The sequence below is a fragment of the Thalassotalea euphylliae genome (assembly GCF_042682785.1).
GTDB classification, from domain to species: domain Bacteria; phylum Pseudomonadota; class Gammaproteobacteria; order Enterobacterales; family Alteromonadaceae; genus Thalassotalea_F; species Thalassotalea_F euphylliae.
In genome coordinates, this window is sequence record NZ_JBHUIB010000007.1 from 20,675 (window position 1) to 43,000 (window position 22,326).

19 protein-coding genes are annotated in these 22,326 nt (G+C 42.4%); all 19 read right to left on the reverse strand.

What is annotated here, in order from left to right; all coding sequences use genetic code 11:
- Window positions 1-19: 19 nt before the first annotated feature.
- Window positions 20-562 carry a cytochrome c oxidase assembly protein gene (locus ACFSJY_RS13745; protein WP_386035272.1) on the reverse strand — a complete coding sequence of 181 codons (543 nt, stop codon included), beginning with the start codon at window positions 560-562 and terminating at the stop codon, window positions 20-22.
- A gap of 15 nt (window positions 563-577) precedes the next feature.
- Window positions 578-2,173, reverse strand: coding sequence for a cytochrome c oxidase subunit I (ctaD, locus tag ACFSJY_RS13750; protein WP_386035274.1), 1,596 nt, complete (start codon window positions 2,171-2,173; stop codon window positions 578-580).
- A 13-nt stretch (window positions 2,174-2,186) separates the two neighbouring features.
- The gene (gene coxB, locus ACFSJY_RS13755; RefSeq protein ID WP_386035640.1) at window positions 2,187-3,695 is read right to left on the reverse strand and encodes a cytochrome c oxidase subunit II; all 1,509 of its coding nucleotides are present in this window, start codon (window positions 3,693-3,695) and stop codon (window positions 2,187-2,189) included.
- Between the two features lie 454 nt (window positions 3,696-4,149).
- Window positions 4,150-4,764 (reverse strand): transcriptional repressor LexA, encoded by a 615-nt coding sequence (gene lexA / locus ACFSJY_RS13760; protein ID WP_386035276.1) that lies wholly within the window; start codon window positions 4,762-4,764, stop codon window positions 4,150-4,152.
- 77 nt (window positions 4,765-4,841) lie between these two features.
- Window positions 4,842-5,864, reverse strand: a complete 1,023-nt coding sequence (locus tag ACFSJY_RS13765) for an NAD-dependent epimerase/dehydratase family protein (protein ID WP_386035278.1) — start codon at window positions 5,862-5,864, stop codon at window positions 4,842-4,844.
- A 14-nt stretch (window positions 5,865-5,878) separates the two neighbouring features.
- Window positions 5,879-7,156: a Vi polysaccharide biosynthesis UDP-N-acetylglucosamine C-6 dehydrogenase TviB gene (gene tviB / locus ACFSJY_RS13770; RefSeq protein WP_386035279.1), complete on the reverse strand. Its 1,278-nt coding sequence runs from the start codon at window positions 7,154-7,156 to the stop codon at window positions 5,879-5,881.
- Between the two features lie 90 nt (window positions 7,157-7,246).
- Window positions 7,247-10,504, reverse strand: a complete 3,258-nt coding sequence (locus ACFSJY_RS13775) for a VanZ family protein (protein ID WP_386035281.1) — start codon at window positions 10,502-10,504, stop codon at window positions 7,247-7,249.
- Window positions 10,505-10,548: 44 nt separating this feature from the next.
- A complete protein-coding gene (locus tag ACFSJY_RS13780; protein WP_386035283.1) occupies window positions 10,549-11,379 on the reverse strand; it encodes a hydrolase 1, exosortase A system-associated in 831 nt (276 codons plus the stop codon).
- A gap of 7 nt (window positions 11,380-11,386) precedes the next feature.
- A complete protein-coding gene (locus tag ACFSJY_RS13785) occupies window positions 11,387-12,190 on the reverse strand; it encodes an alpha/beta hydrolase family protein (protein WP_386035285.1) in 804 nt (267 codons plus the stop codon).
- A 2-nt stretch (window positions 12,191-12,192) separates the two neighbouring features.
- Window positions 12,193-12,438 (reverse strand): acyl carrier protein, encoded by a 246-nt coding sequence (locus ACFSJY_RS13790; protein ID WP_386035287.1) that lies wholly within the window; start codon window positions 12,436-12,438, stop codon window positions 12,193-12,195.
- 73 nt (window positions 12,439-12,511) lie between these two features.
- Complete coding sequence (locus tag ACFSJY_RS13795) at window positions 12,512-13,522, reverse strand: GNAT family N-acetyltransferase (protein ID WP_386035289.1); 1,011 nt, start codon at window positions 13,520-13,522, stop codon at window positions 12,512-12,514.
- A 1-nt stretch (window position 13,523) separates the two neighbouring features.
- The gene (locus ACFSJY_RS13800; RefSeq protein ID WP_386035291.1) at window positions 13,524-14,558 is read right to left on the reverse strand and encodes a GNAT family N-acetyltransferase; all 1,035 of its coding nucleotides are present in this window, start codon (window positions 14,556-14,558) and stop codon (window positions 13,524-13,526) included.
- Window positions 14,555-15,598, reverse strand: coding sequence for a PLP-dependent aminotransferase family protein (locus ACFSJY_RS13805; RefSeq protein WP_386035293.1), 1,044 nt, complete (start codon window positions 15,596-15,598; stop codon window positions 14,555-14,557). Before ACFSJY_RS13805 ends, ACFSJY_RS13800 begins: the two co-directional genes overlap by 4 nt.
- Window positions 15,599-15,600: 2 nt before the next feature.
- Complete coding sequence (locus ACFSJY_RS13810) at window positions 15,601-16,551, reverse strand: polysaccharide deacetylase family protein (protein ID WP_386035295.1); 951 nt, start codon at window positions 16,549-16,551, stop codon at window positions 15,601-15,603.
- A gap of 7 nt (window positions 16,552-16,558) precedes the next feature.
- Window positions 16,559-18,250, reverse strand: coding sequence for an asparagine synthetase B family protein (locus ACFSJY_RS13815; protein ID WP_386035297.1), 1,692 nt, complete (start codon window positions 18,248-18,250; stop codon window positions 16,559-16,561).
- Window positions 18,251-18,264: 14 nt separating this feature from the next.
- Complete coding sequence (locus ACFSJY_RS13820) at window positions 18,265-19,074, reverse strand: Stf0 family sulfotransferase (RefSeq protein WP_386035299.1); 810 nt, start codon at window positions 19,072-19,074, stop codon at window positions 18,265-18,267.
- Window positions 19,075-19,106: 32 nt separating this feature from the next.
- Window positions 19,107-20,036 (reverse strand): glycosyltransferase family 2 protein, encoded by a 930-nt coding sequence (locus ACFSJY_RS13825; RefSeq protein ID WP_386035301.1) that lies wholly within the window; start codon window positions 20,034-20,036, stop codon window positions 19,107-19,109.
- A 4-nt stretch (window positions 20,037-20,040) separates the two neighbouring features.
- Window positions 20,041-20,868, reverse strand: coding sequence for a polysaccharide pyruvyl transferase family protein (locus tag ACFSJY_RS13830; RefSeq protein ID WP_386035303.1), 828 nt, complete (start codon window positions 20,866-20,868; stop codon window positions 20,041-20,043).
- Window positions 20,869-20,892: 24 nt separating this feature from the next.
- On the reverse strand, window positions 20,893-22,323 hold the full coding sequence (locus tag ACFSJY_RS13835) for a lipopolysaccharide biosynthesis protein (protein ID WP_386035305.1): 1,431 nt from the start codon (window positions 22,321-22,323) through the stop codon (window positions 20,893-20,895).
- Window positions 22,324-22,326 lie beyond the last annotated feature (3 nt).

The following is a 22,326-nucleotide window of genomic DNA, read 5'->3' on the forward strand; positions in this document are numbered from 1 at the left end:
CCTTTAACGTGCAAGCACGCTATGAATCGGCGTTTGCTGTGATGTCGTACAAGGTATAAGACAAAGTCAGTGTACTAATATCGGCTGGCAGCTCAGGGTCTACGTAGAACTGCAATGCCATCTCAATATCTTCATTCGCTTTGAGTGGCTGATGATTGAAGCAGAAGCATTCAATTTTATTGAAATATAATGCTGCTTGACCCGGCGATACAGAAGGTACCGCTTGACCGATAATGCCTTGGTTAGATTCGTTCTTAGCGTAGAACTTCACCACTTTGGTTTCACCAGGGTGCACCTGTATTTCTCGAACCATAGGTTCGAATTGCCAAGGAATCCCTTTAGCAAGGTGACTTATAAACTGCACTGTCACCATACGACTCTCATCAATTCCTTGGTCGTTTACTTCAGCGGCAGTATCGGCAGTTTTACCGTTTAACCCTGTGATATCACAAAACACGTCATACAAAGGCACCATCGCAAAACCAAAACCGAACATGGCAAAGACTACCAAGACCAATTTTTTCACGGTTTTTTGCACGTTTTGTTCTGATGCCTGACTCATAATTATTCTCTTCGATTAGTCGACTTTCGGTGGTTTTTCAAACGTGTGGTAAGGCGCTGGGCTTGCCACTGTCCATTCCAAACCTTCGGCACCTTCCCATGTCCGCGCCTCAGACTTCTCACCACCGCGGATACACTTAATCACGACCGCTAAGAAAATGAGCTGTGAGAGACCAAAGGCGAAGCCACCAATACTGACAATCTTGTTAAAGTCAGCAAACTGCAATGCGTAATCTGGAATACGGCGTGGCATACCTGCCAACCCTAAGAAATGCATTGGGAAGAAAAGTACATTCACTGAGATTAATGAACACCAAAAGTGCCATTTACTCAAGGCATCGTCGTACATGTAGCCCGTCCATTTCGGTAACCAGTAATAGGCACCTGCGTAGATAGAGAACAATGCGCCTGTTACAAGTACATAGTGGAAATGAGCAACGACGAAGTAAGTATCATGATATTGGAAGTCTACAGGCGTCATCGCTAGCATCAATCCAGAGAAGCCACCGATTGTAAATAAGATAACGAATGCGATGGAGAACAGCATTGGCGTTTCAAAACTAATGGCACCACGCCACATTGTTGCCACCCAGTTAAACACTTTAACCCCAGTTGGCACCGCAATTAGCATCGTACAATACATGAAGAAAAGTTCACCAAAGAGCGGCATACCCGTCGTAAACATGTGATGCGCCCATACGATAAACGACAAGAATGCTATTGACGCAGTCGCATAGACCATTGAGCTGTAACCGAATAAAGGCTTCCTTGAAAATGCCGGAATAGTTGTCGAAACAATACCAAATGCTGGCAGTATCATGATGTACACTTCCGGGTGTCCAAAGAACCAGAATATGTGCTGGAACATAACAGGGTCACCGCCACCGGCAGCATCAAAGAAGCTAGTACCAAAGTAGGTATCTGTTAATACCATTGTTACGACACCTGCAAGAACAGGCATTACAGCAATAAGTAAGTACGCGGTAATAAAGAACGTCCAAACAAATAGTGGCATTTTCATGTAGGTCATGCCTGGCGCGCGCATGTTCATGATAGTTACAACGATGTTAATTGCGCCCATGATGGAAGAAATACCCATAATGTGGACAGCAAACACAAAGAATGCGGTACTACCATTACTGTATGTCGTTGACAGTGGTGCGTAGAAAGTCCAACCGAAGTTAGGCGCACCGCCACCAATAAAAAATGACATCAGTAAAATACTGAATGCGAATGGTAATATCCAAAAGCTCCAGTTATTCAAGCGCGGTAATGCCATATCTGGCGCACCAATCATCATTGGAATCATCCAGTTAGCCAGGCCTGTGAAGGCTGGCATGATGGCACCAAACACCATAATAAGACCATGAACGGTGGTCATTTGGTTAAAGAAATCAGGCTCTATTAATTGTAGACCTGGCTGGAATAGTTCGGCACGAATGACCATCGCCATTGCACCGCCCACCAAAAACATAATGAATGAGAACCACAAGTACATTGAACCAATATCTTTGTGGTTTGTTGTCAATAACCAACGCTTAATGCCCGTCATCTTGTGGTCGTGATGGTCATCATGGTGATGGTCTTGATCGTGAATTGCATCTGTCGTCATGATAATCCCTCCCTTACTTCATCGCTGCAGCAACGTCAGCTGGTTGCACAATATCGCCCGAGCTATTGCCCCAGGCATTTCTCTCGTAAGTCACCACCGCAGCAATATCAGTTGCTGACAATTGGCCTTTGAATGCAGCCATTGCTGGGTTTTTCTTACTTCCATTAACAACCATGTCGATATGGGCTGCCACGTCGCCTTTGATGATTGGGCTACCTATCAAAGAAGGAAATGCTGGAGGCATCCCTGCGCCTGATGCTTGATGACACGCCACACAGGCAGTCATATAAACTTGCTCACCTTTGGCCATCAATTCGTCCATGGTATAAACCTTGGAAACATCTTCTGTCGCCGCAGGTACGGCTTGCTCAGGTTGCTCTGCGGCTTGCGGTGCGGCTTCATCAGCTTGAGAACCTGCCCCTGCACCACCTTTAACATCTGACGCTTGCACTACATCACCGGTGTTATTACCCCAAGCGTTACGCTCGTAGGTTACAACTGCGGCAACTTCTTTTAGCGAAAGTTGCTTTCCAAACGCTGGCATTGCAGCCTTACCATTAAGAACGATATCAATATGCTCGCCAATCTTAGAAGCGTCGGTAGCGATTACGCTGCCCTTAAGCGCTGGGAATGCTGGCGGTAATCCTAAACCTGAAGGTTGATGACACGCAGCACAGTATGCAGTGTAAGTGGTTTCACCAAGCTGCATAAGCTCATCCATTGATGCAGTTGCGTTAAGCGATGCAGCTTCCGCGGCTTTCGCCTCTGCAATTAAGCGCTTTTGGTCTTCAATCCAAAGTGCGTAATCCGCTTCACTTTTCACTTCGACAACAATCGGCATGTAACCATGGTCTTTACCACATAACTCAGCACACTGACCGCGGTAAGTACCTGGCTCATCAACAATAGTCCAAGCCTCATTGATAAATCCTGGGTTAGCATCTTGTTTGACTGCAAACGCTGGAACCCACCAAGAATGGATAACATCATCTGATGTCACTAAGAAGCGTACTTTTTTATTGGTAGGAATAACGAGCGGTTTATCAACTTCTAGTAAGTAGTTTTCACCTTTCGTTTGATTTTTGCCATCGCGGTTATCAAACTGTTCGCGCGGCGTAGAGAGCACGGAATAGAATTCGATGTCTTGATCGAAATATTTATAGTGCCACTTCCATTGTGAACCTGTGACTAAGATGGTGATATCTGAATTAGAGTTATCTTCCATTTCAATCAGGGTACTAGTCGCCGGTACCGCCATCCCAATCAGTATCAATATTGGAATAGCTGTCCACAAAATTTCCACTTTCGTGCTTTCGTGGAAGGTGGCCGGTTTTACACCTTTTGATTTTCGATGAAAGATCATTGACCAAAACATCGCACCAAACACGACAACGCCAATGACTGTACAGATATAAAGAATCAGCATATGAAGGTCATACACCTCATTACTGATCTTTGTGACCCCTTTGGTCAAGTTCAGTTCCATTTCGGCCCAAGCTGAACTGGAAAGCAATGTCCCCATTAACAGCCAACCTAGGTTACGTCTTTTCACTCGACATCTCCTCTACCCTGCTGAATAACAAAGACAGAAATAGCGTCACAGCGTACCGCATCCATCACTGAGGTTTATTTCTGGTTTGTTGTAAATTTGACGTCTCGAAGTGTTAGCGCACGAGCGTCTTATTATTGTATTATTATTATTTTTGTATGTTTACTACTCTAGAATTACTTAATTTTTAGACAATATCTAGTAGTTTTTTGATGAGTGTTTTAGGTTTTTTCTTTTATTTTCAGTAGAGTATAGGCTCTAAACCACAAGCCAATGAATTGTTTATATTTTGTTCAAGGCCTTAAAGTGAAAGGCGTAGATAAAATTAGGATGGTTGAAATTTATTCACTTATGCACAAAAAAAACCGGCAATAATTACCGGCTTTTTCTTTCATTAAGAGATACTGTTTGATTGTTTTTTGTACAACTACATCCAGTCAGCGTTTCGAATAACACCCACTGCAATACCTTCAACATTGAAGTGCTGCGATGTTAGGTCTACCTTGATCGGCTCAAATGCTTCATTCTCAGCATGTAGATAGACAATATTGCCTTCACGCTTGAAACGCTTAACAGTCACATCTTCCTCAACACGCGCCACAATAACTTGGCCATTGTGTACATCTGTAGTTTGATGAACAGCAAGTAAGTCGCCATCCATGATGCCGATGTCTTTCATACTCTCGCCATTTACTCGCAATAAGTAATCCGCTGCAGGGTTAAACAAATTTCCATCAAGCTTATAGCGATCTTCAACATGCTCTTGCGCAAGAATAGGCTCACCAGCAGCAACACGCCCAATCAGCGGTAATCCATCTTCTTCAATAAACTCTTCAGCAAGGCGAATACCACGTGAGGTACCTGGCAGCATTTCAATGTAGCCTTTTTTTGCTAGTGCTTTTAAATGCTCTTCCGCGGCATTTGCTGATTTAAAACCAAAAAACTCGGCTATTTCAGCACGCGTAGGTGGCATGCCTGTTTCAGCGATTTTTTCTTTGATTAGGTCGAAGATTTGAGATTGACGCGCGGTTAACGGCTTCATAATGCCCCTGATATCCATACAGTATTACTGTGAGTATATACAGACTGTATGGATATGCAAGGTTATTTTAGACAGTGCTATTTAACGTTTTTGAGATACCAAGGCATGGCTTCTAAGATACCTTGCCCTACATGATACTTGGGCGCGTACTGAAGCTTTGATTTAGCTTTTGAAATATCTGCCTGTGAGTGACGTACATCGCCGGCACGAAATTCACGATAAACCGGCTCTTTTTCGATGTTTACACCATTATCGATTAAGGCCGTTTTAATCGCTGCATATAAGTCGTTAAGTGTTGTACGATCACCTACAGCAACGTTGTATACCTCATTCTTAGCTTCTTCAGTTCCAGTAGCTGCTAGAATATTCATTTGTACGGTGTTTTCGATGTAGCAGAAATCTCGACTAGTCTCACCATCGCCATTTACAAATACATCATCGCCTTTGATCATCGCCGCCGTCCACTTAGGGATAACAGCAGCATAAGCACCATCAGGATCTTGTCTACGACCAAACACATTAAAGTAACGAAGACCAATACAGTTAAAATCATACGCACGTGCATAGACGTTGGCATATAGCTCATTCACATACTTAGTGACAGCATATGGCGAAAGTGGGTTGCCAATATTCTCTTCTACTTTTGGTAATGCTGGATGATCACCATAAGTTGAGCTGCTGGCAGCGTAAACAAAGCTCGTCACTTTCGCTTGCTTTGAAGCTTCAAGCATATTCAAAAAGCCTGTTACATTTGCTGCGTTAGAGGTAATTGGGTCTGCTAAAGAACGAGGAACGGAGCCAAGAGCAGCCTGGTGTAACACGTAATCAACGCCATCAGTCACTTGTTGGCATGTATCAAAATCACGAATATCACCTTCAACAAAGGTAAAGTTTTGCCATTGCTCGTCAGATACTAAACCTTTAACTTCATCTAAGTTCTTTTGGTAACCCGTTGCGAAGTTATCAAGACCAACGACAGTTTGGTTTAGTTTCAATAGCGCTTCTAATAAGTTAGAGCCAATAAAGCCAGCAACACCTGTTACCAACCACTTTTTTGGCGACTCATTAAGTTCTGCATTTACTTGTTCAAATGTACGCATTTTTATTTTCTCAATTACAAACGCATATCGACAGCGTCTTTAGGTAATACACATTTTAGGTCGTAAAGTACGTGTGTATCTTTGCCTAATGCCTTAATTGCATCGACGCCCATTGCTTTATATTCTTCGTGCGCTACAGCAAGAATAATTGCGTCGTATTGACCTTGTTTTGGCGCTTCGGCTAACGAAATCCCATATTCAGCTTCCGCCTCTTCTGAAGCACACAGCGGATCTACAACATCTACATTGACATTGTATTCTTTAAGTTCTTCAACAATATCAATGATTTTCGTATTACGTAAATCTGGGCAGTTTTCTTTAAACGTAAGTCCCATAACAAGTACATTTGCCTGCTCTACTTGAATACGCTTTTTCAACATTCCTTTGACAAGCTGTGAAACAACATAATGACCCATACCATCATTTAAGCGACGGCCCGCCAAAATCATCTCGGGATGATAGCCTACAGATTGCGCTTTATGCGTTAAGTAGTATGGATCTACACCGATACAGTGGCCACCGACAAGTCCTGGACGGAACGGTAAGAAGTTCCACTTAGTGCCAGCTGCTTCCAGTACTTCTAACGTATCTATGTTGAGCTTATTAAAGATGATAGAAAGTTCATTGATAAGTGCGATATTGACATCTCGCTGGGTGTTTTCAATAACTTTTGCAGCTTCAGCAACCTTGATAGAGGACGCTTTGTAGGTACCAGCGGTAATAATTGATGCATATAAGGCATCTACCTTGTCAGCAATTTCAGGCGTTGAACCAGATGTTACTTTTAGAATAGTTGGGAGACGGTGAGTCTTGTCGCCTGGATTGATACGCTCTGGAGAATAACCAACGAAGAAATCTTTGTTTACCGTCATTCCCGATACTTGTTCTAAGATAGGCACACAGTCTTCTTCTGTAGCGCCCGGGTATACCGTAGATTCGTATATAACGATAGAGTCTTTACCAATCACATCACCAAGCATTTCGGAGGCTTTACGCAGAGGCGTTAAATCAGGTTGGCGATGCTTATCAATAGGTGTAGGTACGGTGACAATATAAAAATCACACCCTTTGATCACTTCTTTGTCTGTCGTACAAGTGAGGTGAGTAGCCTCTTTCAGCTCTTCACCTTCCACTTCTTGCGTGCGGTCGACCCCCTGATTAAGCTCTTCAACTCGGCCCTGGTTGATATCAAAGCCTATTGTCTTAAACTTTTTCCCGAACTCTACCGCTAATGGTAAACCAACGTAACCTAGCCCGATTACTGCAATTTTATTGACGGACAACTGCGTCATATCGTCTTCCCTAAACTGTTATAAGGTTTATTGAAAAATAATCGCCGTATTTTGACACAGATATATGACAAACTGAATCTGATAATTCTATTAACGCGGCATTTCTGGAATATGAGGCGCGGGTTTTATACCCAGCTCTTCCCTACTTTTGAAAAAGGTATTGAACTCTTCTGGTACCCCTTTTAAGTCACCAACCACCAAATTGTCAGTAACGTCAATGCTATCAGGGTTTCCTTTGACGGCCATCAGACGAGCATACGGCTTATCAACTATGAGTACGTTATTCTTAATCGCAACATGACCACTTTCATGCGCCACACCTTCGACGCCCCAGCTAAATAAGTCATGGTTCTCACTGTAAGCACCCTCTATCAACATATTCTGTTCGATCAGTACATCACCACCATTCGGAATATCAATCAGACGGCTGTCTCGTGTAGCGTTACTACCGACAATAGATTGCGTGATTTCAGTGTAATAAGAGCGCGATTTAATTTCGTGGCCGCCATTCTGGGTATTTAGAAACGTCGAATTTCGAACAATCAACCTTGTTGGCTGCATTGTATAAATTCCGTGGAAAAAACTCCCCTGCCCCATAAACTCAAAGCGACTGTTTTGAATAACGATATCTCCGCCCTTGGGAGAGCCCAATAAGCCACCTTGGGCATGATGAAAATAAACGTTGTTTAAGGTGACACCGCTCCCTTCAAGACGGACACAAACGCCGTTGTTCGAAGGCACTGAAATTGAATGGCACTCTAGTCCATCAATAATCAAATTATTTCCCTTCGCGACAATCGCGCCCTTGCCTTGCGCTGCAGAACCAAAAATAACAGCACCAGGCTCTGCGATTATTTTAACGTTATTCGCGGTTATAACGCCTGATGCTCTATAAAGACCTTTGGTCATTTTTATTTCGCTAAAGTGCTTAGCTACACGAAGTGCCGTTTGGAAATTTTTAACAACTTTACCGTCCACAGTAATCACGCCAGGATCATGCGTTAATCTACTCAAATCAACACTTTTAGCCACTGTTGTCGCAACCTGAGGAGGAGAAAACATGGTGTTAATTGTTTGAATATGGAAAGGTTCACCGAATAACCGATAAAGCAAATACACGCAAACGCCACTTGCTGCACCACCATAAACCAACGACTTTTTGGGCAAAACAACAAGGTTAAATTGCCATTTAGCAGACAATAAAGCGCGACCCGCCGCACAACTAAAGCAAGTAACAGCGACAAAACCTAGCACTAATCCTGCCCACCGCATCAAGAGCGCCGATTGAGTTAGCTGATGTTCTCTGTCGGGGCCTAGCAGAAAATCGAGTGCCGAGAATGTTTGACCATACTTTACAATTACAGGCTCTAGACCATATCCAAGTATGTACCATGATCCAGCAACGGCAATGATTAAAATTAACGGTATCCAGGCTAAGTGAATTCGCTTGCTACTTGAAGAAATCATATAGATTAAGCTGGCAAACACCGAGAGGAAAACAAACAAGGTTGCAATAGCTAAGGGGCTTGCAATCAGTTCCGTTAGATTATCGGTTGACGCATTGATAAACACAGTAACGTAGCTAAACACCATTGCGAAAATGGTAATAGCGGTCACCTTAAGCTTGTGAGCAAGACTTTGCTGCGAGTTCCAAGTGAACACTAACAACAGTGAAAAATAAGCGAAGCCAACCAAAGCAGCAAAACGAATGAAATATTCGATATACCTGGCTATGGTCGCCATCGTCGATAAACTCAGTATTTTAAAAATAGAAGCAACCCAGTTTGATTCACCGCGCATTGCCATAATCTCTCTCGCGTAAACCGAGGCACCGAGAATATCTTGTAAGCTCTCATCTGACACCGACAATGCGAGAGCCATAAACGCTAACACGAGAAGTGTGCCCTGTGTTTTTAGCAACTCTGGGAGTGTCGATTCTCTATTAACCGACGAACGGTATGCTGCCCAGTAGGCTCCACCAAAGAGCAGTAACAAAAACAGATAGAAAAATAGAACATCTAACAGTGAGCCGTTATTCTCAAATAGCTCTCTGACGTTATAGGGGATCCCAGGCAACGATAGAACAATACTGATAACGACATATAACAGTATAAAGCCACTCGACAGAATGGAAATGACAGGCTTCACATTGCGATTTTCACGCACTGCAGGGTCTGTTAACTTTGCTGCAGTTACCGGTTGCTTCACTGCCTTATCTTCGCTTGGGTTGCCGATAATATCCGCAAGTAGGTCACCGACATGTCGAACAAGCAAAAACGCTAGACCAACTAACACAACATCACCAACGTCAAATGTTCTGCTCGGGTTCAATAGCTGGCTTAACTCCGACAACATAACTAGGCCAGCAAGCATCAGTGCTTGGTACTTCAATCTGTATCCAAGCTCTAGTGATAGCCACAAGACACCACTAAAGAGAGAAAGTTTCAGTAATACCGTGGATACGCCAGCGTATATTTGACCACTAAGATAACTATGAAATGGAAGTAAACTAAATGCACTATTTACCGCTTCGCCTGTACTAATAAAACCCGAACACAAAATTGCGATCAGAAACATCATATACAGGCGTTTTAAATTGCCTTCATGATGCCAATCTCTTATCCGATAGGCGACGTAACCGACAATCGGCGCAATAATAATCGCCCACGATAGTGTATTTTGGTAGACGACTACTTTTGCCACCAATAACGACACGTAACCCACAACAAATAAACCAATCGGTAATTGTCGCCAAAAGCCAAGTAGTCTGAACATCACAAGCCAGGTAACGATATCAATGGCGATAAAAGCCATTTCATTCAGTTCAGGCAGAATCAACAGCGGTTTTATACTGTTCTTGAATGCTTGGAAGTCAATACTCGGCACAAAAGGGACAAGTTGCGCCAACAGAAACCCTATGACGATGGCAACAGGCAATGCTGCCAGTGGGTTAGACAAAGTGAACTTCACCCGATCGAACATACTTATCGCTATATAGCCCAGTAGTAAACCGACTCCATTGAATACAACGTCAACAATGTTCTGATCTCGTTCAGCTATGCCCACTTGCAGTACTTGCAAAATGAACGCGAACAATAGCGCAGAAGCCATCGGTTTAATTGATGTACGAACTTGAGTGAGTGGCAGCCCTTGTTTGAGCGCATTAAGTCGAAAAACGAAGCCAAGCGGCATGAATAGCAAAATATTACCAAGAACATCACCGATACTTGGCATATCAGCACGAAGCCACGTAGAGGCACTCTCTGAAAATTCCTGAATAGAGAATGACAAAGGATAAAGCGAGCCGTAGGCAATAATGATATATAAGGCCGCTATTAATTTATTCATTTTCAGTCAACCACGTTTATTCGCGACCAAGTATCTGTAGGTAGTTAGAAAGATTGCAGAAATTTCAGAGTATACTGCTCGACTTCTCGTTTCCACTTTTTTGTTGAAAATGTATGATCAGACTCAGGTAAGCGTTGAAGTGCACAAGACGATGACTTTATCTTTTTCCATGCTTTTTCTGCAAACGCTTGCTGCTCAAACTCCTTAGCCGTTAAGTCATTACCGCTAAGAATGAGAAGCAATTTACCATCAAAGTTTTGCAAGCCTTCAGCCATTCTCTGTTGATAGCTTTTGCCAGAACTGTCACGCTGACCGCCAGTATTAACACTATCTGCTGCAAAACCTTTAACGTCTTGCACGCTTGCTTTTACGTTGACCTTACCAGCAAAAAACTTTGCCCAAAAATCTTTCGATAACAGACGCTGAACGTAATAAAACTTCAGCATCGCTTTTCCCATGGCTTGGTCACTTCTGAGCCAAGGATTTAGAATAACCATACCACTGACGCGGCGGTCCTGATGCGCGTACATAAGTGCAGCAGAAGCAGCGTCACACAATCCCCAAATCACTATGTTCTTAAGTTGCGGTTGCTGTTCCATAAAACCATCAATCGCTGACTTAATATCGCCATCAATAGCATCAAACTCTGCCTTGTCTCCTGATGAGTCTCCCATGCCTGTATAATCAAAGCGCATGGTGGTATGGCCAGCATCGGCTAAACTTCTTGCTAATTGGACGAATTGGCGGTGACTGCCTACCCGATACTGAGGCCCTCCAACAACAATCAATACACCCGTTTCATTATTGTTGTCTCCTGGGTGAACAATTGAGAGCAATTGCTGATTATTGGATGAGAAAGTAAAAGCGTATTCCATAATCTACCTAACAGTGTTCACCTAACAAGTTTTCAGTGATAGTTAAACCCAGTGCAGACAGTTCTGGTAGATCAAATACTTCAGGCACTTGCCAAAAAGTAGGTGTCTGTAATGTTTGCACCGTAATGGCGTCACTGGCTTCAACAAATTTTCGTGTTGCTGGTGTCACTTTCTCCGTTGCTAGCTCTAACCATTTGACCGGACTTTGCCAATGAAGATCGGCCTGAACAACTAACGCCTCCATGGCATCGACAAACTGCTTAGTTAACGTATAGCCTGCAACTTCGGTGTCGTTGCCAGCGAGTATTTCATTGCGCCAATTCACCTTTTCAGCGCTATTATTCATCATCTGATTTGCTTGTTTAATACGAATCAACTGACTGACGAAAACCTTGCCGTTAGTGACTGGTTTCCAATAGATCTGACCAATAATTGGAAGTTGCTTGTGCAATTTATCTTGGTTGGCAGCGAGTAACAAAGCACCCACTCTGACACCAAGCACAATAAGTTTTTTGTAACCTAGACTTTGCAGCCATTTTCCAGCAGCGATAATGTCTTCAAACCAATTATCTGGTGAGCTCTCTTCAAACTCACCTTCGCTATCACCCGTGCCAAAGTAATCCAGAATAAAGCTATCTATGCCTTGTTGCGCAAAAGCTTGGCATTGTTTTGCTAATACAGCTCGCGACAGATTGAGCTCTTCTGCTATTGATGGAGCACACAAGACCGCTACATCACCGCTAGTGTTGCCAAACTGCGAAACAAAAATGCGCCCAATAGAGGACGCAATAAAATGCCCTTTAATTGACATAGTTAGCCGATTTTTTCTGATAAGAATGTCGTTAAGCTGCCTAGTGTCTCGAATACGTCAGCACTGACTTCATCATCTTCAATAACAATACCGTAGTTTTCTTCAGCAAGCGTAAGCACTGTCACAATAGCCATAGAATCAAATTCAGGAATCGCCCCCAAAATCTCAGTATCAGCATCCCAGTCTGCAACCTCATCTAATTGCAAACTTTCCTGGATTAATTCTTTTATCTCTACTTCTAGTGACATGGTCATTCCTTAATAAAAATTTGGCGATTATTTTACCCGCCATTATTGCCTTCGTACATAAAAAACAATGTGCTTATGTTTGATCTCTATCGAGACGACTTCTGCATGCGCCAAGCAGGCCAACGAGGTGCGAGGTATTAAAAGCACTAAGTGTATATAACGGCCTAGACTTCGACATCCAGTCTTTTTTATAGGGATCATCGCCTGTTAGAAAGTCAACCGTATGTACATTGTCATGTTCAATAACATGATTAAACATTTCTGCTGTCAGGACAGAACCAACACTTTGTTTTTCTACGCTTGGGCGATGCGCAAGTTTGAAAATAGACGCTACCCCCTGCTCAACGAACCAAAGTTGCGCAGCAACTGGCACACCCTTTAAATAAGCAGTGCCGATTCGCAATTTGTCATTTTTTGCGGCCAAACTTGCAAACTCGTCAATAAATGCGGGATAGGGTTCATTAACCTTCCAACTGTGAAAATAAACACGATGGAAGTCAGCAAGGTGTTTGGCAACTTCCTCACCCTTTGTAATCTTCAGTGTAAAATCACCAGCCTTTCGGAGCTTATCTTTTTTACGCCTGACAGTATTTTTTAATTTGCTTGGCCTTTTTGACCAATAATCATCAACCGAGCGGATATTATCTTCATACCAATTAACAGAACTTTTGTGTGACGCCACATAAAAGCCAATCGTTGTTAATGCATTTCTCAATGCATCAGCATCTTCTTCGAGCATCGGTTTAAACGATAATTTAGAGAAAACACGGAGGTAGCCACTAAACTCTTCAGCAAGCTGCGTACAAGTGCCATTTTTGCAACTATTGAGCAGACTGTAGTAAGGCGTGTAAAAGTTGCTCAGTGATTCTAGTTCATTTATTTTCAGCAAACCGTGTAATTTAGACGACTTAGTGACAGAGACTGGAAGAGTTTGCCCTGTTGACGACGTTAAAAATCGGGTTGTTCCGTTATTGAAAGAAATAAAACGAATATATGCGCCGAACCAATCGGTAGAAAGCCACCATGGCGAATCATTGGTTGTTCCGTCTTTCAAGCGCTGTGTCAATATCCTTCTGCGCGACATATTAACGTACCTTTTGACGGATTTTTTTCATCATAGCGACGAGGGATTCCATCCACTGATATCGATAAGCTGTCGCATTCAGCATTTGTCGTTGTGACGTACTCCAGTCTATTTGATCACGGTTGGCATTGGTGTAGAAGTCAATCGTTCGACTTAACTGGCTGTCAAAAACATGTTTAACCACATGGTAAAGAAGTACTTTTCCAACAGCAAAACGTTTGTAGCTCTCTTCATAAGTGGTTTTGAGGATGATAAACATGTCATCATTAAAAACACAGAGTCGGCTCGCTACTAAAGTGTCACCTAAGCGAAGTTCAACGACTATCGCCTGCTGAAGGTCACCATAATCCTTCAATAAACGACGGTAAAAAGTTCCCTGCGTATTACCAGGGTGCAACGCCGTACCTAACTGGCCTTTCCAGCCTCGGCTTTCCATCATGCCGTATCGATCTACTGCCGCGAGCAGCTCATCAGGTTCAGTAACAAGCGCTATTGTCATGGGTGCTTGCTCTTTATCGATGCGATTATGATAACGGCGCATATTTTTCTTCAACACTTTAATACGCTGCAACCAATAGTTATCAAAGTCTTCATCAACCTCTATTTTAATATTGGTTGCTGCATCTGAAAGTGCATTGTCTGGCAACGGCGAAATCAATGACTGGTGTTCCTGAGGGTCAAGCGCTAAACAGTCTATTTTAAGGGCCATCCCTGGAATGTGGGTTAAGAGTGTACGAAGGTCAACTGACACCGTTTTGTTGACCACAGCCAGCGCAGCTTGTGCTTGGCTAGGTTTATAAACTTGCCAACACCCTTTTTGGCACTTCTGTATAAGTACAATCGCCACAGTAGCTTGCAAAACAGTATCAATTGCTCGTGCTACATAGATATCTGACGGGAAGAATTCCACCAAGCGTTTCACAAAATAGTGATGTAGCATGGGATTATTCGCGTGGTGCTTTTCGACTATGTCTGCCCACGCCTGCCAAAGCGTTTCATCGTTCAAGCAAAGCTTGTTAACTTGCCACTCAATCATCGTTCTCTTTTCTGCAATGCTTGCTTAATACACAATAAATCTTTATCGGTTAAATCTTGATGGCAAGGTAATTGAATAAGTAGACCACGATACTGTATGGACACGTCACACTGTATCTCTTTACTCAGTTCCTCCCAACGAAACACTTGGATACCTAGTTTTCTTAAGTGACTGAAGTATCGCTCTGACGTTATGACGACGGGTATGACATATGGTGCGACACCCTCTTTCAATGCGAAAAGCGGTTTGGCCCACGTGCAGGTTGCTAAATACTGAGTGATTTCTGCATAATTTTCTCTTCGCTTGTCGATTATCTCTTGCTGTGATCGCCCAGAGATAGCCTTCAACGTCTCTGCCTTACTTTTTTTCGACATGAAACCTGGAACAATATATCGGAAATAAGAAGGTTGAGTCACAAACTTACGTTTTATCTTTGTCCAAAAGATTTTGCATTTTGTTAACCAAGGCATTGGTAACATTTCATAATGCTTTTTTAATGCAGGTAGTTCAGAGAAGGCGCCTTTGCTCCACACCTCTCCTGCTTCAAGGTGAGGATAAAACTTTGTCAGACTGGTTGCGGCTACATCGCCCACAAATTGCTTTACGAAAGCAGCATGTGCAAGGTCTTCGATATGTGTAAGCTGATGATGGTCACAAAATTCAGCAGATTGTTGAACACCGCAATCAAAACCAAAAAATCGTACCGACATAAAAGCATCACCTGGGCAAACATGTAACGCCAACCAATCAAAGTCTGGCAGCAGCTCTTTGGTCACAGGATAAAATTTAATATCCTTTTGGGCATACAAAAACGGCTCAACTAATGCTGGACAATGGTAACTTGGGAGCCAGACGGTATGGCTAGGCAACGATTTTGCAATGACCACTAAGGCTGTGCGCCCTTTATCAACCAAACCACAAAATGTAACAGCTTCCGGCAAGCTTCTTTCAAAGTTCCCCGCATTAAGCACCTGAGGGTTTACCCTAACCGTTGGAGAAGGGAAATCCCGTGCATCTGCCAGAGGTGTCAGAAATTCCATTTCTATCCTTTTAATGCAGTCAACAGTAGCCTGAGATGGAATTTTAGTGGCGACTTATCCCATGGCGTGAATCGCTTTAGCTGGAATATATCTGTCTCTTTGTTGGAGACACCATTGTGCGTTGAAACAGCTGTTTCAAAACCTTGTTCTTCAACAATATTACGAGTTTCAGATGAGTAATCATCACCCAGTTTTCCGTTAGGATATGCGAAATGACAGACGACCTTACCGACTAAGTTTTCGAGCATTGTTTTACTGTCACTTATCTGCTTTCGCTGTTCTGCCTCAGTCAATGTGCGCAATATCGGATGATCCACCGTGTGCGCACCAATAGTGACTCCCGTGTCTGATAACGCTTTAATTTGCGATGGGGTCATCATTCTTGAAGGGTATTCTGCACAATCGTTGGCTTTGTATAGCTTGTCGATAGTAGCCTTGCGCTCAGGGTAAGTAAGATATTTTATTTGTTTAATAACATTGCTATACAACGTTATGCGCTGCTCTATGGACTCTAATGTTACAATTCCCATATCGAGCGACTCCAAATTAACAGAGCTACGCTTATCATCGCCAATTAAATCAATAATACGATCGTTGAACATATTGTCGCCATCACAAAAACCAGTGGCTACATATACGGTCGCAGGCACGTCGTATTTTTCAAGAATAGGTTGCGCTACCGTGAGGTTATTCACATAGCCATCGTCAAATGTGACACATATGGCGTCTTTTGGCAGAGAATCGTTAGCTAACGCCTTTTTGGCATCTGAAAGCGACATCGGGGTAAAATATTGGCTGACCAATGCCATTTGCCATTCGAATTCGGCGGCTGTTGGCTCATCAGGCCTCATCGCATCGCGGCTTTCAACAACCTGATGATAAATAAGCATGCTCAGTTGCGGTTTCGCGACTAATTTAAATAGTCCATGCAGCACTCTATGGAAAATACGCATTAATCTGTTACTCGTTACCTTGCAGCCATAGCTCTAAAACAACCATTATCCAAATTAGCTCACCGTAGTATCCAGCATGCACGCTGTTGTGTGCTGCCAATGCCTTTTCTATCAGTGAATTAGAAACTATGCCACGCGCTTTAAACTTTTCGAGTGCGTCTAGTGCAATATTTTTCAGCGTTTCGTTTTCTTTTAGCCAAACGCCGAACGGTAAGCCAAAACCATGTTTACTCTTATCAAGCGTTTCGTCTGCCAAAAATCCGCGGCATGCTTTTTTATAAAAGTCACGCAGTTGATAACCGGGCAATTTAGTATCAGCTGATACGCTACAGCTAAAATCAACAACACGCCTATCAAGCAGAGGATATTTAACGTTAACGCCTGCTAGTTCACACATGCGGTTCACTTTGACTAAGTCGTTATCTGCAAGTGTGAATTTCCAATCTAGGTACAACATATTGTCAACAGGATGGACACCTTCAGACTCACTGTATCGTTGTTCTAATTGCTTAATCGGCAGATCAGTATCCACTTGTGCCAGGAACTCTGGCGTAAACATCTCTTCTAACCCCACAATATTGATAAAATTGTAGCTTTGCAGACGAGCTGGCAGTGTCACTTCCGCTTGACGAACATAACTAGACGCTTTGCTGATTACTGGAACAGACGCCATCAACTTATTGTTTAGTGTCGTGTTCAAAAGTCCTCGCAGAGGAGCAGGCAGCTTGTAGTAAAGTTCAAATTGCTTTTGCTTTGCATAGCGCTCATTACCGGCAAAAAGCTCATCACCACCATCGCCTGCAAGCAACGTATCAACGCCATGTTCTTTGGCAAACTTTGCACAAAAGTAGGCAGCCATTGACGACGAGTTACCGAATGGTTCATCAAAATATTGGGCAACTTCAACAAAAGCATCAACAGCTTGTTCAGGTTGCAAATAAAGTACTTCATGCTGAGTCCCGAAATGCTTTGCTGTGATTTTAGCGTAAGGTGTTTCATCGTAACCTTCCGCATTAAAGCCAATTGAGAAGGTTTTCGCCGGAGATTTGTGCTTTGCCAACATACCAGACACTGTAGAGCTGTCTAGGCCACCACTTAAGAATGCACCACAGTTTTCAGTCACACTATCAGCAACTGCATCATCGATAGTATCCAAACAAGTCTTCAATTGATTGCTGTCTGCTGCGCCCTTTGAAGCAAACTTAGGTGAATAGAGCACCTGTTCCGTTTTGTTGAATTCAACATCAAATATAACGGCTTTGCCCGGCTCCAACTTGAACACGTTTTCATAGATCGTGGTTGGAGAGGGGATACAATGGAAATACATGTAATTGAATATTGCTTGCTTATTGAGCGTAAAACTCAGCGCTGATTCTTTCTTTAGCTCTTTAAGCGAGTTAGAAACATACAATTTGCCATTTTGCACTGTGTAGTAACAAGGCTGAACACCCAGGGCATCATTGAACAGGGATAGTGATTGGTTTTCTTTACAACAACTTATCGCAAAATATGTGCCTTGCAATACTGCAAAGGCCTTTTCTAAGTCATAATGGGAAAGGCCTTTTAAAGCATTCACATTATTTTGATACAAGTCTTGGTCTGCTTGATACACAAAAACAGAGTGTCCTGATACATCTAAGCCATCCAGCGATGCTGCTGTTTTGCTTGCAACAACAATGTTTTCCATCCAATAAATCATTCGCGTAACTCTGTCTATTTCTTTATGTATCGCTTGAGAGCTGCCTTGATAAGGCTATCTTTTTGCAAGTGATCTGAATCACAATACAATATTTGTTCTAAATCACATTCACGAAGAAAGCGGCTTTCCCATTCTTTATTTAAATTATTTCCTTGCTTCCTAGTCACCTGCTCTACCGGTATGTCAGACTCCTTGAGCTCAACCTCCATAAATTGCGCTATTTGATGTATTGCATGTTTAAGGTCCATTCGAACTTTGTCGAAGTCTAACTCCATATACTTGGCACCGCTAATTGATAACTTGTACTTCCATGATGCGTTATGACGAATAGTCTCTTTTAAACAACCATCAATTTGATGAAAATCATATTTTGGTTCGACGCCATTTGATTCTTGACCTGATATCCATACGCCAGTTTGTCTCGCTATTGACAATGATACAGCCTGTTTCAACAAATCTTTCCGCGAAAGAAAAACAAAATACGGCTCAGGGAAAGTATCTAATAAGTTTGCAAACCCGTTAAATTGTTCAATATGCGGATAGTGAACTTTTATTCCAAACACGCCGTTACTGGAAGTCCTGCGCCTTTTTAATTGTGTCATTACATCAGCTACGTCCGACACACCGAGCAAACTCCGCCATTTTTCAAGATTTGCGGGATTTGCATACTCGAGTGGGAAACCAAATTTACCGGTCTGGTGAAGTGCATGCCCAAGCATATGACTGCCACTGCGACCTGTAGACGCAATAACAAGTGTTTTACTGGGTTCCACGGTTCCTACAAAGTCATGTTCTTCAGAGAACTGGTTTTCGTATAATGCCATCTATTCTTCCATTAAAAATCGTTCTTACCCAGCTATTGTTTTTCACAATCATATTCAGCTTCTTTCAAATAATTTAGCTTGCCCCAAAGCATTGATAGTTCTATCAAAATTTCTGCGGACTCATACCTTTTATTTTTGAACCATAGCATCAAGCACGTTGCACTCTTTTTCAATGTTTCAACATATGCCCAAAGCGGATAACCAAAAGCCGTTTTCGAGCTTCCAAAGTTAAGCTCTGTAGTTGCAGCGATTGAGCGACCTATTCTAAAATATCTGTTAACAACGGGGATGATTCCCACTTCATTCGCTCTGACAATGTGTTCAACCTCCGCTTCAGAGTCGAAAAAAATTCGAAAACCATTGGCTTGAGCTCGCTTGACGAAATCGGTATCTTCGCCACCCACTTTTGCTTTGTTTGCTATCCACAAATCATCTCTGAAACTCACTTGTTCCAAAACGCATTTTCTAACACCAAAATTGGCCCCTTTCGCCTCAAAGTACTCAGCTGGGCCGCTTTTTCTAAAAACCGGTGTACAACCAAAAGATTTGCCATTATCTGTCAGCTGTTTAAGCCATTGTGGTGCAGATATCAAAAAGTGTGGCCGTATTGCACCTAAAAAAATCGAAAACTCTGGGTTATGACTGGCTGCTCGTTCATAGGCAATTAGCCAATTGGTGTTAGGGATTACATCATTGTCAGCAAAAATTACAAACTCGCCTCGAGCCTCTTTTATTCCCTTGGCTAAAGCATATCCTTTGCCAACTTTCGGCTCACTGAAAATCTTAAGCGGTAATTTATCTTGATAGCGCAAAGCGATCTCAATCGATTGATCTGTACTACCATTATCGACAAACAAGATCTCTGTTTGTTGCCTTACGTCGAAGTTAATGTTGCAAAATCCATCTAAGGTTTGCTGTAAGACTTTTTCACCATTAAAGTTGGCTATTACAATAGAAAGCAACGTGCTAATCCCGAGATAAATAACCAGTCAGGATGTTATCTAACTCATCTTGCTTTTCACGAATTACATCAAAAGACTTCGTTGACAATGCAGCTTCTAAATCGTCCAGAGTCGTCTCATTGCTGACGTTGACACACTGCTGCTCTGAGTCGATCGCGCTATTGTAATCGTGAAATTTGAAGCCATTACCGATAACTTTATCTGACATCTGCAGCCATGTGTTAGGGATACCAAATGAATCAGCAACAATGAGACCGTGTAAAGATGATGAAAAAATGAATTCACACTCAGCAATTTGTTGAGTTACCGATGTGGCGGTATCTTCTACATCAATGATGACGCAATCTTGCCCTAAGTAGTTATGTATTTTTGGTATCCATGGGTTTGTTTTGTCGACATAGTGAGGAATTAAACCATATTTATACTTCTTAGCTGGCTGCTTACCAATAAGTTTGTGAGAAAGCAGTCCAAAATCACCAAGCGGAACTGATTCTTTTAAACCCAAGCATTGGCGAGTATATTTACCGCGTACGGCTAAAAAATTTGCTTGAGGTAGAGAGGCTTTTTTTTCGCTAATCAGTCCTGTACCCATGATCGTTCCAGAATAATCTTCTGGTAAGTGTTCAATCAAGCTACCAACCATCACTAATTGTGCATTTGAAGGCTCTTTAAGTATCGGGGTTTTACCATTCACTTTTAGTAACTCTTCACTAATCAAGTCCCCAAAGTTGACCCTGCCAGACCACCAATAAGTATCTACACCATTGCCCAACAATTTAGCCTTTAGCTTCCGTTGTTTCGATAAAATTTTTCTAGGTAAACTTGAAAACATATAAGTCCTATTAAATGTAATTTGCTATTTACGCGAGCGAGATAATTTTTGAGTCAGAAACTCCAGCAACGGGTGTTTGACTAGGTACATTGCCAGTAACCAGGTAACCCCAAACAGCAACGAATTCAAGAAAAGTGCAATAAACTCACTCTGCAACGGCAGGCTTTGATTAAATATCAACAAAACACTTGCCACGACCACCGCAATAAACAAGCTTTTCATCATCGCAGCTATATTGTCTATCCAATGGATACACAGTTTTCGCTGAAGCAACGCTATGTAAATGATAAACCTAATTAACACAACACCAATACCCAACAAGAGTATCGCTTCGATACTAATTTGCGCACCTATTATGACGGAAAGAACTCTCAAAGCTAGAAATAGTGGTTCCAACTTGGCTATAACACTAATCTGCCCAGTCGCTTTAAATAAATCATCGGCATACAAAATAGAGGCCCACACCCCTATACTCACTACAGCAATTTGCATCAAAGGAGCCACTGCCAACCAGTTTTCCCCAAACAAGAAGCTTATAATGTCATACGACATGACTCCCAGAAATACGATAACCGGCCATACAATGGCTAAAGAGAAACTAACGATGGTTAAATATCTCTCTTTAATCAACTCTGGAGAATGAGATAATTTAGCTACGGAAGGTAATACAGTTGATTTCAAACCATTAGTTAAAGCCTGATTTATCAAGCCAGGAAATGATTTCGCCTTGTTAAATATAGCAACTTCCGACATTCCCAATAACTTCCCCACCAATATCTCGGCCATAGAGTTACTGGTATATCTTGTCATTGTAAAGAAAACACTATGTGAAGAATAAGCCCAAATCGCTTTCACACTGCTTAATGTCAATCGAAAAGGAATATCTCGGCGCCTATAAAGTTGACAAACAAGCGCGGTGGTTGCTGAACCTGCAACCGCCCCGTAGGCCATACTAAGATAACTGGCACCATAATAAGCAGTTGCGATGCTAACTATGGCTGTAACAGTAACAGATAGCAGTTGAATATTGGCCAATGATTTGAACTGCATATCCTTCCGAAGCAATGCAAATGTTATGGCTCCTAGCGGGACAAGTAGAAAGTTGACCGACAAGACATAGAAAACTTCTTCGATTCCCGGTTGACCATAAAATTTCGCTATCGGTTCGGCAGAGAAATAGACAACGAAAGCAAGCAGCCAAGCAAGTATATTATTGAAGGTAAAAGCCGTCTGCACTTTAGCATTTGTGAGTGACTTTTCTTGGACAATGTAGTCGCTTACCCCGAAATCTCTCAACAGAGAAGCAAAGCCAATCAGAGCAAAACTCACAGAGTAAATACCTACTTCAGCGGGCGTCAGAAGCCTAGCCAATGCTATAGATGAACCGAAGTTAATTATCATTTGACCATACTGTGTAAAGTATGACCACAACACTGAATTTACAAAAGAGGCCATAGG

What these genes read in the sequence shown, in the direction of transcription:
- ACFSJY_RS13745 (WP_386035272.1), bottom strand. Translation starts at nt 562, where the DNA reads ATGAGTCAGGCATCAGAACAAAACGTGCAAAAAACCGTGAAAAAATTG.
- ctaD (WP_386035274.1), bottom strand. Translation starts at nt 2,173, where the DNA reads ATGACGACAGATGCAATTCACGATCAAGACCATCACCATGATGACCAT.
- coxB (WP_386035640.1), bottom strand. Translation starts at nt 3,695, where the DNA reads ATGGGGACATTGCTTTCCAGTTCAGCTTGGGCCGAAATGGAACTGAAC.
- lexA (WP_386035276.1), bottom strand. Translation starts at nt 4,764, where the DNA reads ATGAAGCCGTTAACCGCGCGTCAATCTCAAATCTTCGACCTAATCAAA.
- ACFSJY_RS13765 (WP_386035278.1), bottom strand. Translation starts at nt 5,864, where the DNA reads ATGCGTACATTTGAACAAGTAAATGCAGAACTTAATGAGTCGCCAAAA.
- tviB (WP_386035279.1), bottom strand. Translation starts at nt 7,156, where the DNA reads ATGACGCAGTTGTCCGTCAATAAAATTGCAGTAATCGGGCTAGGTTAC.
- ACFSJY_RS13775 (WP_386035281.1), bottom strand. Translation starts at nt 10,504, where the DNA reads ATGAATAAATTAATAGCGGCCTTATATATCATTATTGCCTACGGCTCG.
- ACFSJY_RS13780 (WP_386035283.1), bottom strand. Translation starts at nt 11,379, where the DNA reads ATGGAATACGCTTTTACTTTCTCATCCAATAATCAGCAATTGCTCTCA.
- ACFSJY_RS13785 (WP_386035285.1), bottom strand. Translation starts at nt 12,190, where the DNA reads ATGTCAATTAAAGGGCATTTTATTGCGTCCTCTATTGGGCGCATTTTT.
- ACFSJY_RS13790 (WP_386035287.1), bottom strand. Translation starts at nt 12,438, where the DNA reads ATGTCACTAGAAGTAGAGATAAAAGAATTAATCCAGGAAAGTTTGCAA.
- ACFSJY_RS13795 (WP_386035289.1), bottom strand. Translation starts at nt 13,522, where the DNA reads ATGTCGCGCAGAAGGATATTGACACAGCGCTTGAAAGACGGAACAACC.
- ACFSJY_RS13800 (WP_386035291.1), bottom strand. Translation starts at nt 14,558, where the DNA reads ATGATTGAGTGGCAAGTTAACAAGCTTTGCTTGAACGATGAAACGCTT.
- ACFSJY_RS13805 (WP_386035293.1), bottom strand. Translation starts at nt 15,598, where the DNA reads ATGGAATTTCTGACACCTCTGGCAGATGCACGGGATTTCCCTTCTCCA.
- ACFSJY_RS13810 (WP_386035295.1), bottom strand. Translation starts at nt 16,551, where the DNA reads ATGCGTATTTTCCATAGAGTGCTGCATGGACTATTTAAATTAGTCGCG.
- ACFSJY_RS13815 (WP_386035297.1), bottom strand. Translation starts at nt 18,250, where the DNA reads ATGATTTATTGGATGGAAAACATTGTTGTTGCAAGCAAAACAGCAGCA.
- ACFSJY_RS13820 (WP_386035299.1), bottom strand. Translation starts at nt 19,074, where the DNA reads ATGGCATTATACGAAAACCAGTTCTCTGAAGAACATGACTTTGTAGGA.
- ACFSJY_RS13830 (WP_386035303.1), bottom strand. Translation starts at nt 20,868, where the DNA reads ATGTTTTCAAGTTTACCTAGAAAAATTTTATCGAAACAACGGAAGCTA.
- ACFSJY_RS13835 (WP_386035305.1), bottom strand. Translation starts at nt 22,323, where the DNA reads ATGGCCTCTTTTGTAAATTCAGTGTTGTGGTCATACTTTACACAGTAT.